A 14,375-nucleotide genomic window follows, 5' to 3' on the forward strand; every position below is an offset into this window, starting at 1 on the left:
TTTCATCGCTCCTTATACGTTCTGCCCCGAACAGATTCTGTCCGGAGCAGTATTTTTAAATTATTTTCTTTCTACTTCAACCATCTTGTATGCTTCTACAAGGTCACCCTCTTTAATGTCATTGTAATTTTCAAATACAAATCCACACTCATATCCGGCCTTTACTTCTTTTACATCATCTTTAAAACGTTTCAGTGATGCAAGAGGTCCATCAAAGATTACAATACCATCACGAGTCAGACGCACAGAACAGTTACGCTCGAATATACCATCCTGTACATAAGAACCTGCAATTGTACCAACTCCCGATGCTTTAAATGTCTGACGCACTTCTGCGTGACCAAGTACTTTCTCTTCAAATACTGGATCAAGCATACCTTTCATAGCTGCTTCCACATCTTCAATCGCACTATAAATAACACGATACAATCTCAAGTCAACGCCTTCACGATCTGCAATGTCTTTTGCTGTTGCATCCGGACGAACGTTAAATCCGATAATAATTGCATTCGATGCAGATGCCAATGTTACATCTGATTCATTGATCGCGCCAACACCGCCATGAATAATTTTAATAACTACTTCATCATTAGAAAGCTTAAGCAAGCTCTGTTTCATTGCCTCTACAGAACCTTGAACATCAGCTTTTACAACAATGTTCAATTCTTTTAAATTGCCTTCCTGAATCTGTGTGAACAGATCATCCAAAGACATCTTAGTTTTTGTATCTTCCAGAAGTTTTGCTTTATTCTGTGCAATAAATGTCTCGGCAAAGTTTCTTGCAGCTTTTTCTGTTTCACATCCTACAAATACTTCTCCGGCATTTGGTACGTCATTAAGACCAAGAATCTCAACTGGCTGTGAAGGTCCTGCTTCTTTCACGCGACGACCTTTATCGTCCATCATTGCACGCACTTTACCATGTGCAGAACCGGCTGCGATTGCATCTCCAACATGCAGAGTACCTTTCTGCACAAGTACAGTTGCAACAGATCCTTTTCCTTTATCCAACTGAGCTTCAATAACAAGACCTCTTGCTGCACGATTTGGATTTGCTTTTAACTCCATAACTTCTGCTGTTAAAAGAACCATCTCAAGTAATTCTTTGATTCCTTCTTTTGTATGTGCTGATACTGGTACAAAAATTGTACTTCCGCCCCAGTCTTCCGGAATCAATTCATACTCTGTCAATTCCTGTTTTACACGTTCCACATTAGCACTTGGTTTATCAATCTTGTTAATTGCAACAATAATTTCAATTCCGGCAGCCTTTGCATGGTTGATAGCCTCTACTGTCTGTGGCATAACACCATCATCTGCAGCTACTACAAGGATTGCGATATCTGTAGAACTTGCACCACGCATACGCATAGCTGTAAATGCTTCATGTCCAGGTGTATCTAGGAATGTAATTTTTTCTCCATCAATTTCTACAACAGATGCACCGATATGCTGTGTAATACCACCAGCCTCACGATCGATCACATTCGAATGACGGATCGCATCAAGCAATGATGTTTTACCATGGTCAACGTGACCCATAACACAGACAACCGGAGGACGTTTCACCATATCTGCTTCATCCTCTTCGTCTTCTTTCAGAAGTTCTTCGATCACATCGACAACCACTTCTTTTTCACAAAGAACATCAAATTCCATTGCAATTTCTTCCGCTGTCTCATAATCAATTTCCTGGTTTACTGTTACGATTTTGCCCTGCATAAACAACTTTTTAATAATTACAGATGGAACAATCTTCATCTTATCAGCAAGTTCCTGAATTGTAAGAACTTCAGGAATTGTAATCTGTTTAATTTCTTCTTCCACCTCAACCGGCTTCGGCTGTGGTTTCTGAGGTTTTTTCACTTCAGCTACCTGTTTCTGCTTTTTACCTTTTTTGCCTTTATTCTCAAATTCTCCGTCACGAAGCTCTTTCTTCTTGTAATCTTTCTCTTTGTCTTTTGCTTTATTTCTCTGAGTTTTCTGCTGTTCTACCATTGGTGCCGGAATAGAATCACGATCTTCTCTGCGTCCCTGTCCCTGTCTTCCCTGTGGACGTGAATTACCTCTGTCATTTCTATCGTTTCTATCATTTCTGTCATTGTTATTAAAGCGTCCGCCACGATCATTTCTATCGTTTCTGTCATTATTGTTAAAACGTCCGCCACGATCATTTCTATCGTTTCTGTCATTGTTATTAAAGCGTCCGCCACGATCATTTCTATCGTTTCTGTCATTGTTATTAAAGCGTCCGCCACGATCATTTCTATCGTTTCTGTCATTATTGTTAAAACGTCCGCCTTGAGGTCTGTCATTTCTTCTCTGACCCTGTTCCGCATTCTGTGGACGTGATCCGTTTACGCCGTTTGACTGTGGTTTTGCTGCAGCAGCCGCTCCCTGTGTATTCTGTCCCTGATTTGCAGGTTTTACAGTTCTGTTTTCATTCTGTGGGCGCTGTCCCTGACGGTTTCCATTCTGTGGACGCTGTCCCTGACGATTTCCATTCTGCATTTTTCCACTCTTAGAATTCTGTGGACGAAATACCTGTACGATTGTTTTCTTTTTCGGAGCTCCGTCCTCTGTATTCCCAGTTTTTTTCTTTGCATACTCGCTACGGATTGTATCTGTAACCTGCTCTTCCAAAGTACTCATATGGCTTTTCACTTCCACTTTTTTCTTTGCAAGAATATCTAATAACTCTTTGTTGTCCATTCCCAACTCTTTTGCTAACTCATGTACTCTCAATTTTGTCATATTATAAACTACCTCCTTTATGCAATTACTCGTTGACTGTTTCAAATTGTTTTTGAATTCCCTTTGCAAATCCTTCATCCAATATTGCCAGAGATGCACGGAATTCTTTTCCCATTGCATGCCCTAAGGTATCTTTATCTCCGTAAAAATAAATTGGAACCTTATAAAATTCACACATATCCCGAAACTTCTTTTTTGTATTATCAGATGAATCTTCTGCTACGATCACAAGTGTGGCACGACCGCACTTTGTTTCTCGTTCTGTCATAAATTCTCCACTCACGCATCTTCCTGCCTTTGTTGCAAGTCCTATCAGAGACAATATCTTATCTGGTTTCAAGTTCACTCATCTCCTTTTCCAGACGATCGTACACCTCTGTCGGAATTGCCTGTTTGAAAGACCTCTCAAGCCCTTTACTCTTTACTGCCTTTTCAAAACAATCTTTTGACATGCACAGATATGCGCCACGTCCATTCTTCTTGCCTGTTGTATCCAGAACAAATTCATTCTCTTCTGTTCTTAAAACACGCATCAATTCTTTCTTCGGTTTCATTTCGCCGCAGCCAACACATTTTCGCATTGGTATCTTTCGCTTTGTCGTCAACTATCTTATCTCCTTCCAAAGATGAATATGAATTATTCTTCTGTTTCTACAAATTCGAATTCTTCTACATCGTCTTCTGTATTATCATACTGAGCATCTGCATCTTCTGCATCTGTCTCGTACTCTCCTACATATCCCTCTTCATCTTCTTCCATGTTGTTCATCTGATCCATGTAATCTTCTGGAAGTTCTCCTGCTTCGATTGCCTGTGTTTCACTCTTAATATCAATCTTATATCCTGTAAGACGAGCTGCAAGTCTTGCATTCTGTCCTTCTTTACCAATTGCAAGTGAAAGCTGGTAATCTGGTACAATCACGCTTGCTGTTTTCTCATCCGGGTCAGCCATAACCGAAATAACCTTTGCAGGACTCAAAGCATTTTCAATTAATAATGCCGGATTATCACTCCAGTTAATAATATCAATTTTTTCTCCACGAAGTTCATTTACAACAGCATTCACACGTGCTCCATTCATTCCGACACATGCTCCTACAGGATCCACATTCTCATCATTAGACCATACTGCCATCTTTGTACGAGAACCTGCCTCACGTGCAATACTCTTAATCTCTACTGTTCCGTCTTTTACTTCTGCAACTTCTGCTTCAAACAAACGTTTTACAAGTTCCGGATGTGTTCTTGACACAAGGATCTTCGGTCCCTTTGTTGTATTCTTAACCTCTACAATATAGAGTTTAATTCTCTCTGTTGGCTCAAACTTTTCGCCTTTTACCTGTTCGTTCTCTGTCAGCATCGCATCTGCTTTACCAAGGTTGATGCTGATATTCTTGCCTACATAACGCTGAACAATACCTGTTACGATATCTTTTTCTTTTGCAAAATACTGATCAAATACTACTTTTCGTTCCTCTTCTCTGATTTTCTGCAAAATCAGGTTCTTTGCATTCTGTGTTGCGATACGTCCAAATGATTTTGATTCTACAGGAATTTGAGCGATATCTCCAATGTGCAAAGATGAATCCAGCTTTTCAGCATCTTCCAGACTGATCTCGATTGCCGGATCAAATACTTCCTCTACAACTTCTTTTTCTGCATATACAGAATAATCACATGTTTCACGATTCATAATAATTTTGATGTTATCAGATGTTCCAAAATGATTTTTACAAGCGCTGATCAATGAATTTTCGATTGCATCCATCATAGTATCTTTACTGATATTTTTTTCTTCTTCCAAAATTGTCAAGGCTTCCAGTAATTCTGTGTTCATTATTCATTCCTCCTAAATTTATAAAATTTCATTTCTATTTTTTCAACTTCTTGTTACTGCTCAATTTTATTGTTTAAAAATCCAGAGCAAGACGGATCAAAGCGATATCACTTTTATTAAATATCTGCTCCGTGTCATCTTCGTAAGCAATTGTTACGGTATCATTATCATATGCTTTCAGAATACCGGTAAATTCCTTCTGACGGTCAATTGCCCGATATGTACGAATCTCAACTTCCTCTCCCATGCTTCTCTTAAAATCTTTCTCCTTTTTCAACGGACGACCAAGTCCCGGAGAACTCACTTCAAAAATATAAGCATCTTCAATATAGTCTTTCTCATCCAGAATATCCGAAAACTGACGGCTTACAACCTCACAATCATCCACTGTGATTCCACCTGGCTTATCAATATAAGCTCGCAGATACCAGGTTCCCGCTTCCTTTACATATTCCACATCCACCAGTTCAAATCCATGTCCGGTAACGATTGGTTCTAAAAGTTCTTCTGTCTGTTGTTCGTATTGTTCTCTTCTTGACACGTTATACTTCCTTTCTCACAATGCAATAAAGAAGAGTGAACTTTCGTTCACTCTTCTGCCAAATCCTTTATGTAACTAATGCCTACTATAACACTTTTCAATCTACAATGCAAGAGGGTTTGCATTTTATTTTAATATTCCTATCAGAATCACTGCGCATCCTCACGTAGCGTTTATCCTCGATACTTTGTACCAACTCCATCTCTTTTTGCGAGTTTCAAACGATTTAATGTCACTTCTTTTTCATTATACTGAATCTTTGTCTCTATACCATCTTTATATAAATAAACATGTTCCATCTCATCATTTTTCTGCAAACGGATACCTCTCACTCCTACAGCTCCTTTTTTCTTTTCCGGAACATCTGCAGCAGAAAATTTTAAGAAATATCCATTCTTCGTCTGCAGCACCACACACTGATTGTCTGTTACAACCTGTACACTTAGTAATTCATCATCTTCTTGAAGCTTTGTTGCTGCAATTGTACGTTTTGCAACCTGGAATTCACTTCCATCCACCTGCTTGAGCATCCCTTGCTTTGTCGCAAACAGTAATTTTACAAATCTCATCTGCTCTGCATCACATACCATGATAATTTGTTCTTCGGCACTCGAATAATTTGTCAGATTATCAATCGGGGTTCCCTTATCTCTGAATTTTCCATATGGAAGATCAAGCACTTTCACCTGATGCATTCGCCCTGCGTCTGTAAAGAAACAAATCTTCCCTGTATTCATACAATGCACAACATACTTGCTTTCTTTATCCGCAGCTTCTTTGTTACGCTCATAAACACTGACATCAACCGTCTTAGAATATCCAAATCGGTCCATCAAAAATACAACTTCTTGCTCCTCGATTTTCTTTTCTTCAAATACAGCTTCCTCAGCATTCTCTACAACTGTGCGGCGTTTCCTTCCATATTCCTTTTTAAAGTTATCCAATTCGCCTATGATAACTTCTGACATTGAATCATAATTATTCAAAATATCTTCATATCTTTTGATATTCGCCACTGTTATCTCATGTTCTTTTTGAAGTGCTTCAATTTCGAGTCCTATTAATTTATACAGACGCATTTCAAGAATTGCTGTCGCCTGACGTTCTGTAAATCTAAGCATTGCTGCCATCTTTTTAGAAATATTTGATTTAAATTTGATATTATCTGTCACCCCATTTACCAGACAGGCTTTTGCATCTTTCACAGACTTACTGCCTCTCAATATTTCAATAATAAGATCGATCACATCACAAGCTTTGATCAATCCTTCCTGAACTTCTCGTTTTTCCTGTTCTTTTGCAAGTAATGTCTTATATTTTCGCGTTGTTACCTCAAACTGAAAATCGACATGATATTCAATGATCTTTTTAAGTCCCAGTGTCTCTGGTCGCCCGTCTGCTACAGCCAGCATATTTACTCCAAATGTATCTTCCAGACGTGTTTTCTTGTATAGCATATTTTTCAGATTCTCTACATCCGCACCACGCTTCAATTCCAGTACAATTCGAATTCCCTCTTTTGAAGACTGGTTTGAAATATCTACAATATCTGTTGTTTTTTTCGTTTCTACCAGATTCGCCACATCATTTAAAAATTTAGAAATTCCAGAACCAATCATTGTATATGGAATCTCAGTGATAACAAGCTGTTTCTTTCCACCTTTTAAATCTTCGACTTCTACCTTCCCACGAATCTTAATTTTTCCTTGTCCGGATTCATAAATTGAAAGTAAATCATCTTTATTTACAACTATTCCTCCTGTTGGAAAATCAGGTCCCTTCACATACTTCATCAATTGCTTTGTAGTAATCGCATCATTTTTCATATATGCTTTTACCGCATCTACTACTTCTGCAAGATTATGTGTAGGAATGCTTGTTGCCATACCGACCGCAATTCCTTCCGCACCATTGATCAATAAATTAGGCACACGTGCCGGAAGTACCAACGGCTCTTTCTCTGTCTCATCAAAGTTCGGCCCAAAATCAATAACATTTTTATCCAAATCTGATAAATATGCTTCCTGCGTAAATTTAGTAAGTCTTGCTTCTGTATAACGCATTGCAGCAGCACCATCACCCTCAATGGAACCAAAGTTACCATGCCCATCTACCAGTACCATTCCTTTTTTGAAATCCTGTGCCATTACAACAAGCGCATCATAGATTGAACTATCTCCATGCGGATGATATTTACCCATTGTATCTCCGACGATACGGGCACATTTTCTATAAGGTTTGTCATAGCGGATTCCCAACTCATGCATATCATACAATGTTCTTCGCTGTACCGGCTTAAGACCATCTCTTACATCTGGCAATGCACGTGCAATAATTACACTCATGGCATAATCGATATAAGATTTTTTCATCAAATCAGAATATTCTGTTCTGATAATCTGTGATTCATTATTGCTCATAATTTTCTCCTTCCAGGCATCTTAGATATCCAGTTCGGCTTCCGTTGCATTTTCATAAATAAATGCCCTGCGTGGTGGCACTTCTGTCCCCATCAACATCTCTGTAACACTGGATGCCATACGTGCATCTTCAATTTCTACTAATTTCAAAAGTCTTGTTTCCGGATCCAATGTTGTCTCCCAAAGCTGCTGGGCATCCATCTCTCCAAGACCTTTATATCGCTGCAATGTAAATCCACCCTCATGAGTTTTCCGATAACGTTCAAGGGCTGCATCATCATATAAATACTCTTCCTCCCCCTTCTTCGGCATTGCCTTATAAAGTGGCGGCATCGCAATATACACATGTCCTTCATAAATCAATTCTGGCATAAAGCGATAAAACAGTGTTAATAATAATGTAGAAATATGCGCTCCATCTACATCGGCATCGGCCATAATAATAATCTTGTCGTATCGCAATTTAGTAATATCAAAATCATTGCCGTATCCTTCTGAGAATCCACATCCAAATGCATTGATCATTGTTTTTATCTCTGCATTAGCCAGCACTTTATCAATGCTTGCCTTTTCGACATTTAATATCTTACCGCGGATTGGCAGGATTGCCTGATAATTTCTGTTTCTGGCAGTCTTTGCTGAACCACCTGCCGAATCTCCCTCAACAATAAATATTTCACATTTCTTCGGATCACGACTCTCGCAATTCGCCAGTTTTCCATTACTGTCAAATGAATACTTCTGTTTTGTCAAAAGATTTGTCTTTGCTTTTTCTTCTGTCTTACGAATCTTCGCTGCCTTTTCTGCACTGGACAACACTGTCTTTAATGTTTCCAGGTTACGGTCGAAATACAGAACAATCTCATCTCCAGTCACTTTGCCAGTTGCTTTTGCTGCATCTGGATTATCAAGTTTCGTCTTTGTCTGTCCCTCGAAACGCGGGTCCGGATGCTTGATCGATACAATTGCAGTCATACCATTACGAATATCTGCTCCTGTAAAGTTCGCATCCTTTTCTTTCAATATTCCAAGTTCACGTGCGTACTGATTCATCACTGTTGTAAAAGTTGTTTTAAATCCAGTCAGATGTGTACCACCTTCCGAATTATAAATATTATTACAAAATCCAAGTACATTTTCATGGAACTCATTTACGTATTGAATAACAGCCTCCACTTCAATTCCATCCGCTTCTCCTTTGAAATAAATCGGATCATGAAGTACTTCTTTCTTTTTATTCAAATCACGGATAAAACCTATAATTCCATCTGGTTCGTGATATTCAACGTGTTCTTCGCTTCCCGGACGTTTATCATCAAAGACAATTGTAAGATTCGGGTTCAGATAGGCTGTCTCATGCATACGACTCTTTACTTCTTCTGCACGAAATTTCGTCTTTTCAAAGATTGTATCATCCGGCAAAAAATTCACCTTAGTTCCGGTTTTTCTTGTCTTTCCGACAACCGGAAGTAATCCACTCTCCAATTCAATTGTAGGAATACCTCTCTCATATGCATCATGGTGGATTGCCCCTTCTCTACTAATCCACACATCCATATGTGTCGACAATGCATTCACGACTGAAGATCCAACCCCATGAAGACCTCCGCTTGTTTTATACGCCGAATCGTCAAACTTTCCTCCTGCATGCAATGTTGTGTATACAAGTCTCGCTGCTGAGACTCCCTTTTGATGCATCCCCACCGGTACGCCTCGTCCATTGTCTTCAACCGTAGCGGAACCATCCTTCTCCAATGTCACACGAATCTCAGAACAGTATCCGGCAAGATGTTCATCCACTGCATTGTCTACAATTTCATAAATCAAATGGTTCAATCCTTTTGTAGATACACTTCCTATATACATACCCGGTCTTTTACGAACCGCCTCCAGCCCTTCCAATACCGCAATACTATCTGCATCATATGTATTTTTATTCGCCATATCCTCTCTCCTTCTCTTGCTTCCTGTATCTTTCCAGAAATTTGATCTTATTCCATCAGACACAGACTGCCTCATGGCATACTTCTTTATATTATCACGAATCTCAATTACTTTTCAATATCTTTTTCTCTATTTTACAAACATATGTTCTTTTTCTATTTTTATCCTGTCAGTACATTCTGCAGGGTCACAGCAAGTACCTCCATCGCATTTTTCATTTCTTCTACTGTATTGGTTTGAGCCCCTGCCTCAATCAGTAAAGATTTTGGAAGTAAATGTAAATTATAGCGATACCCTCTCAAATAAATATGTCTCGCAAATCCTGGATACATCCGTTCACAGGCAAGCTGCATTTGAAGCGAAAACGCCAAATTATCCTGTATGTAAGGATTATATAAATATTCAATATCACCATTTGTCCTGGTTCGGCTAAGTCCATTAAAAAACATAATTTTCGCCGTCTGCTTCCCTCCAATATCTGTCACAAGATGTGTCTCTTCTGCCACTCCATCCCTATGTAGATCTATTGCTACTTCAACGGAAGGATTCGCCTCCAGTATTGGTCTGACAGAGGCCTCTGCATTTTCATAGGCATTACTTCTATCTAGTTTTCCATTGATAATATCATAAACCCCTGTGTCATGGATTGTCTCTATCCCTTTCGCATTTAAAAGCTGTGTCAGATACTCTCCAATTCCTACAATACTGGTGCCTGGATCTCCTGGTATAGAGTCTGCAAATGTTTCTTGCGAATGCGTATGAAAAATCAAAATTTTCGGTCCTTGACTGCTCTGATCTATTTTCATATTCTCACTAAGCAATGTGTCCGCATTCAATTGCTCCGGTCCAATCATTGTTGAACTGTCTACAATATAGAAATTACTCAGTAGATAATCAAAATCTCTTAATCTTTCTATCGACAAATCAAGAACCGGTTGACTCTGTGCAGGCACAACTTCTTCCTCTTGAATTTCATTTGTTACCAGGCTTCCTTTTTCATCAACATGATTTTCGTCATTCGCCTGGCACTCCAGAATCTTCGCAATTGTATCTTCATCCTCCATCACCTGCTTATATTCTCCTTGTTCGGTAACATACCCAATGAACGGAAACCACCCCATCGTACTCTTAAGCACCCATTGTTTTGCAGCATTTTTTCCTGACAGTTCACTTGCAAATACAATGGATGGCAAAAACATAGTCCCAAGATGTTGTATCAACATTTCATCGAATTGATATTTTATCATCGCTACTCCCGGTTTCATACCTCCGCAAGCATATGAAAATACCAACGTCAACACAACAATACCTGCCGCCTTTGTCCCCCACCTTGGTATCTTCATATTTTCCACGACCTTTCCTTTCTATATTAAACAGCATCTAAATGACAGACATTTATACTTAGACATATTCACACAATATTTCCGTTATATTTATATATGAAATAACTTTTTTAATTATTCGTTTTCATTTCTGTAAAAAGCATATTTAACGATTCAGATAAAGTATAGCTGATTTGTTTTACAAGCTCATCTTCATTTTTTGGTGTGACAAACATTCCATTTAAATGTGGTGATATCAACTCTTTAATCAGCTCATATTTTTCACTATTATTATAGCTTCGCAATACATTTCCGACTCCTTTTAACACCTCCGATGTTTCCAGCGCACTAATTAGGTTTTCCATAGTATCATTAACAATCGTCGCTGCATCTACAACTGTCGGAACTCCAATTCCGATTACCGGAATACCCAGTGTCTCTTTTGTAAGACCACTCCTATGATTTCCTACTCCTGAACCCGGATGAATTCCCGTATCTGCAATCTGAATCGTTCGATTTAATCGTTTTGAATTTCGTGCAGCCAATGCATCAATCGCAATAACCATATCTGGTTTTGTCTCTGACACAATGCCTTTTATAATCTCAAGCGTTTCCATCCCTGTCTGTCCCATCACCCCCGGCACAATCGCGCTGACAATTCCATTTTCTTCCATTTCCATTGCATATTTCCCATACTCTTTCATAATATGCCTCGTCACTCTTAAATTATCTACAACATACGGGCCAAGTGCATCCGGCGTCACCTGACGATTGCCTAGTCCTACAACTAAAACGGAGCAAATTTCTTTCTCCTGCAAATGTATTATCTCCCCAATTTTTCTTGCAAGCTTTTCGGAAATTTCTCTGTGATAATCTTCATCTGACATTGCCATATTAGGTGCTTCAATCGTCAAATATACTCCTACTGGTTTTCCCATGCTTTTAGCTCCGTTTTCCGTTTCGATTTTTACCTTTGTAATCTGAATCTCCAGTTCGTCTTCATACTCTTCCTCTAAAATCACTCCCGGAATTTCAACCTGATCTGATTCAAAGCGTTCTTTTTCTTCCAACGCAAGATCGGTTCTCACATTATATTTTTCTAACATCGTCAATTTTTCCTCTTTTCCTTTTTTCTACTTGTATTTTTTACATTATTTTTCAAATTATGTATTGACAAGTTCTTCCTATTAGCATAAAATAAACGAGTATGTTCCATTAGAACGTCCGTGTCCGAGTCTAATGTGGACAAGTAAAGTGGTGATTTATCATCCGCTTGAGATATTATTACATTTGAAAATTTATTATTATTTGGAGGTGCTCAGATTGGCTAACATTAAATCTGCTAAAAAAAGAATTTTAGTTAACGAAACAAAAGCTGCTAGAAACAAAGCAATCAAATCTAAAGTTAAAACTGCTATTAAGAAAGTAGACGCTGCAGTTGCACAGAAAGACGTTGAGGCTGCTAAAACAGCTCTCAAAGCTGCTATCGTTGAAATCACAAAAGCTGGAAGCAAAGGTGTATACCACAAAAATACAGTTTCAAGAAAGATTGCTCGTCTTTCAAAATCTGTAAACAGCATTGCTTAATTAATATATAGACGATTTTAAAACATCCGCTACCGTCATGGCGGATGTTTTTTTATATTAGAGAAGCACCTTCCTAATACATAAAAAGGCATTGTTCTACAACTATTATTGTTGTAGAACAATGCCTTTTATTCCAATCTTATCTTTTCCTAATTTTCCAATTAGTTATTGATCAGTTTGTCCTCATCACTCCAGCTATAAAGTTTTCTAATCTCAGCTCCAACCTTCTCTGATGGATGCTCTGCTGCCAGTTTTCTCATGGCTTTGAAATGAGCCTGTCCGCCTGCTTCTGACATATCTAACAGGAAGTCTTTTGCAAATGTACCATCCTGAATATCTGTAAGGATCTTTTTCATTGCTTTCTTTGTATCTTCTGTAATGATCTTTGGTCCTGTAATGTAATCACCATACTCAGCTGTATTTGAAATAGAATATCTCATTCCTTCAAATCCTGACTGATAAATCAAATCAACGATCAGTTTCATCTCGTGAATACACTCAAAGTAAGCATTTCTTGGATCGTATCCAGCTTCGCATAATGTTTCAAAACCTGCCTGCATTAATGCACAAACACCACCGCAAAGTACTGCCTGCTCACCAAACAAGTCTGTCTCTGTCTCTGTTCTGAATGTTGTCTCAAGAACTCCGGCTCTTGCTCCACCGATTCCTGCTGCATATGCAAGTGCAATATCAAGAGCTTTACCTGTAGCATCCTGTTCAACAGCTACCAGACAAGGAACTCCCTTACCTACCTGATACTCACTTCTTACTGTGTGTCCCGGTCCTTTAGGGGCAATCATTGTAACATCAACATTTGCCGGTGGTACAATCTGATTGAAATGAATATTAAATCCATGAGCGAACATTAACATATTTCCCTCTTCCAGATTTGGTGCGATATCTTTTTTATAAAGTGCAGCCTGTTTCTCATCATTGATCAGAATCATAATAATATCAGCTCTCTTAGCTGCTTCTGCTGCTGTATATACTTTCAGTCCCTGCTCTTCAGCTTTCTTCCAAGATTTGCTTCCTTCATACAGACCGATAATAACATTGCATCCAGAATCTTTCAGGTTCAATGCATGTGCATGTCCCTGGCTACCATATCCAATAATTGCAATTGTTTTTCCCTCTAACATTGAAAGGTTACAGTCTTCCTGATAATAAATTTTTGCTGCCATTTGCCATTCCTCCTAAAATTTCACGTCGGAATATCCCGACTGATTTGTATCTAGTTAAAGGCTTTTAAACCTCTAGCTTCTAAATTAAAAAATGCTGCAATCCCTACCTCGATATTCTATAAGGATTATAAATATGTAATATCTTTGCTTCCTCTTGACAATCCTGTGATTCCGGTTCTTGCAAGTTCTAAAATCTCATAACCATCCAGCAAATTTAAAAATGCTTCCAATTTTGATTGATTTCCAGTAAGCTCAATCATAAGCGAATCCTGCTCTACGTCAACAATCTTCGCACGGAAGATATCTGCAACAGAAACGACTTCACTTCTTTGTTTTGAATTCGCTCTAATCTTAACTAGCATCAATTCACGATACACAGAATCTTCATCCTGTAATTTCTTAATACTTCTCACATCTACAAGTTTACGAAGCTGCTTTTCAATCTGTTCCAAAATCAATTCATCACCCGATGTCACTACCGTAATTCTGGTAAATCTTGGATCTGCAGTTCTACCTGCTGTGATACTGTCAATACTGTAGCCTCGTCTGCTGAACAATCCTGCAATCCTACTTAAAACACCCGGATTGTTATCAACGAGTAAAGAATATACTTGTCTTCTCATAGTATCTCCCACTTTCCCACAAACGCTATTTTGTTTTATTTATAAAACAGAGTGCGTTCTGTTTTTTTATAATAGCAACTATACTTGTTTTTGTCAACACTTTCTACATTATTTCTCAAAAGTTTTTTCGTACACATCCCAATAGAAAAAGTGGCTGCCAACTTTC

General features: G+C 38.5%; 12 protein-coding genes. 1 reads left to right on the forward strand and 11 read right to left on the reverse strand.

Annotated elements, in window-relative coordinates:
* Positions 1 to 60: 60 nt before the first annotated feature.
* The 9 genes from infB to gpr all read right to left on the reverse strand — a co-directional run bounded on the left by infB (position 61) and on the right by gpr (position 11,924).
* Positions 61 to 2,754 (reverse strand): translation initiation factor IF-2, encoded by a 2,694-nt coding sequence (gene infB / locus D8Q48_RS02750; RefSeq protein ID WP_121055298.1) that lies wholly within the window; start codon positions 2,752 to 2,754, stop codon positions 61 to 63.
* Positions 2,755 to 2,779: 25 nt separating this feature from the next.
* Positions 2,780 to 3,094: a ribosomal L7Ae/L30e/S12e/Gadd45 family protein gene (locus D8Q48_RS02755; protein WP_117989857.1), complete on the reverse strand. Its 315-nt coding sequence runs from the start codon at positions 3,092 to 3,094 to the stop codon at positions 2,780 to 2,782.
* On the reverse strand, positions 3,081 to 3,359 hold the full coding sequence (locus tag D8Q48_RS02760; RefSeq protein WP_117989856.1) for a YlxR family protein: 279 nt from the start codon (positions 3,357 to 3,359) through the stop codon (positions 3,081 to 3,083). The genes D8Q48_RS02755 and D8Q48_RS02760 overlap by 14 nt, the downstream gene beginning before the upstream one ends.
* 32 nt (positions 3,360 to 3,391) lie before the next feature.
* The gene (gene nusA / locus D8Q48_RS02765) at positions 3,392 to 4,591 is read right to left on the reverse strand and encodes a transcription termination factor NusA (protein WP_117989855.1); all 1,200 of its coding nucleotides are present in this window, start codon (positions 4,589 to 4,591) and stop codon (positions 3,392 to 3,394) included.
* Positions 4,592 to 4,664: 73 nt separating this feature from the next.
* Positions 4,665 to 5,132 carry a ribosome maturation factor RimP gene (rimP, locus tag D8Q48_RS02770; protein ID WP_117989854.1) on the reverse strand — a complete coding sequence of 156 codons (468 nt, stop codon included), beginning with the start codon at positions 5,130 to 5,132 and terminating at the stop codon, positions 4,665 to 4,667.
* A 173-nt stretch (positions 5,133 to 5,305) separates the two neighbouring features.
* Positions 5,306 to 7,552 carry a DNA topoisomerase (ATP-hydrolyzing) gene (locus D8Q48_RS02775; protein WP_121055299.1) on the reverse strand — a complete coding sequence of 749 codons (2,247 nt, stop codon included), beginning with the start codon at positions 7,550 to 7,552 and terminating at the stop codon, positions 5,306 to 5,308.
* A gap of 21 nt (positions 7,553 to 7,573) precedes the next feature.
* On the reverse strand, positions 7,574 to 9,496 hold the full coding sequence (locus D8Q48_RS02780; protein WP_117989920.1) for a DNA gyrase subunit B: 1,923 nt from the start codon (positions 9,494 to 9,496) through the stop codon (positions 7,574 to 7,576).
* Between the two features lie 161 nt (positions 9,497 to 9,657).
* Positions 9,658 to 10,839 (reverse strand): stage II sporulation protein P, encoded by a 1,182-nt coding sequence (gene spoIIP / locus D8Q48_RS02785; protein WP_117989853.1) that lies wholly within the window; start codon positions 10,837 to 10,839, stop codon positions 9,658 to 9,660.
* Between the two features lie 110 nt (positions 10,840 to 10,949).
* Positions 10,950 to 11,924 carry a GPR endopeptidase gene (gpr, locus tag D8Q48_RS02790; RefSeq protein ID WP_117989852.1) on the reverse strand — a complete coding sequence of 325 codons (975 nt, stop codon included), beginning with the start codon at positions 11,922 to 11,924 and terminating at the stop codon, positions 10,950 to 10,952.
* Between the two features lie 217 nt (positions 11,925 to 12,141).
* Here gpr and rpsT point away from each other — a divergent pair, with 217 nt between their 5' ends.
* Entirely contained in the window at positions 12,142 to 12,405 is a 264-nt protein-coding gene (gene rpsT, locus D8Q48_RS02795) for a 30S ribosomal protein S20 (RefSeq protein ID WP_117989851.1), read from the forward strand.
* Between the two features lie 161 nt (positions 12,406 to 12,566).
* On the opposite strand, the gene ilvC is transcribed toward rpsT, so the two are convergent.
* Positions 12,567 to 13,586 carry a ketol-acid reductoisomerase gene (gene ilvC / locus D8Q48_RS02800; protein ID WP_117989850.1) on the reverse strand — a complete coding sequence of 340 codons (1,020 nt, stop codon included), beginning with the start codon at positions 13,584 to 13,586 and terminating at the stop codon, positions 12,567 to 12,569.
* Positions 13,587 to 13,711: 125 nt separating this feature from the next.
* On the reverse strand, positions 13,712 to 14,209 hold the full coding sequence (gene ilvN / locus D8Q48_RS02805) for an acetolactate synthase small subunit (protein ID WP_117989849.1): 498 nt from the start codon (positions 14,207 to 14,209) through the stop codon (positions 13,712 to 13,714).
* Positions 14,210 to 14,375 lie beyond the last annotated feature (166 nt).

Origin of the sequence: Ruminococcus sp. B05, from assembly GCF_003628495.1 — a bacterium.
Classification (GTDB): domain Bacteria; phylum Bacillota; class Clostridia; order Lachnospirales; family Lachnospiraceae; genus Schaedlerella; species Schaedlerella hominis.

Excerpts from the sequence above, each read along its gene's own strand:
- infB (WP_121055298.1), bottom strand. The coding sequence starts at position 2,754 with ATGACAAAATTGAGAGTACATGAGTTAGCAAAAGAGTTGGGAATGGAC.
- nusA (WP_117989855.1), bottom strand. The coding sequence starts at position 4,591 with ATGAACACAGAATTACTGGAAGCCTTGACAATTTTGGAAGAAGAAAAA.
- D8Q48_RS02775 (WP_121055299.1), bottom strand. The coding sequence starts at position 7,552 with ATGAGCAATAATGAATCACAGATTATCAGAACAGAATATTCTGATTTG.
- D8Q48_RS02780 (WP_117989920.1), bottom strand. The coding sequence starts at position 9,496 with ATGGCGAATAAAAATACATATGATGCAGATAGTATTGCGGTATTGGAA.
- spoIIP (WP_117989853.1), bottom strand. The coding sequence starts at position 10,839 with ATGAAGATACCAAGGTGGGGGACAAAGGCGGCAGGTATTGTTGTGTTG.
- gpr (WP_117989852.1), bottom strand. The coding sequence starts at position 11,924 with ATGTTAGAAAAATATAATGTGAGAACCGATCTTGCGTTGGAAGAAAAA.
- ilvC (WP_117989850.1), bottom strand. The coding sequence starts at position 13,586 with ATGGCAGCAAAAATTTATTATCAGGAAGACTGTAACCTTTCAATGTTA.
- ilvN (WP_117989849.1), bottom strand. The coding sequence starts at position 14,209 with ATGAGAAGACAAGTATATTCTTTACTCGTTGATAACAATCCGGGTGTT.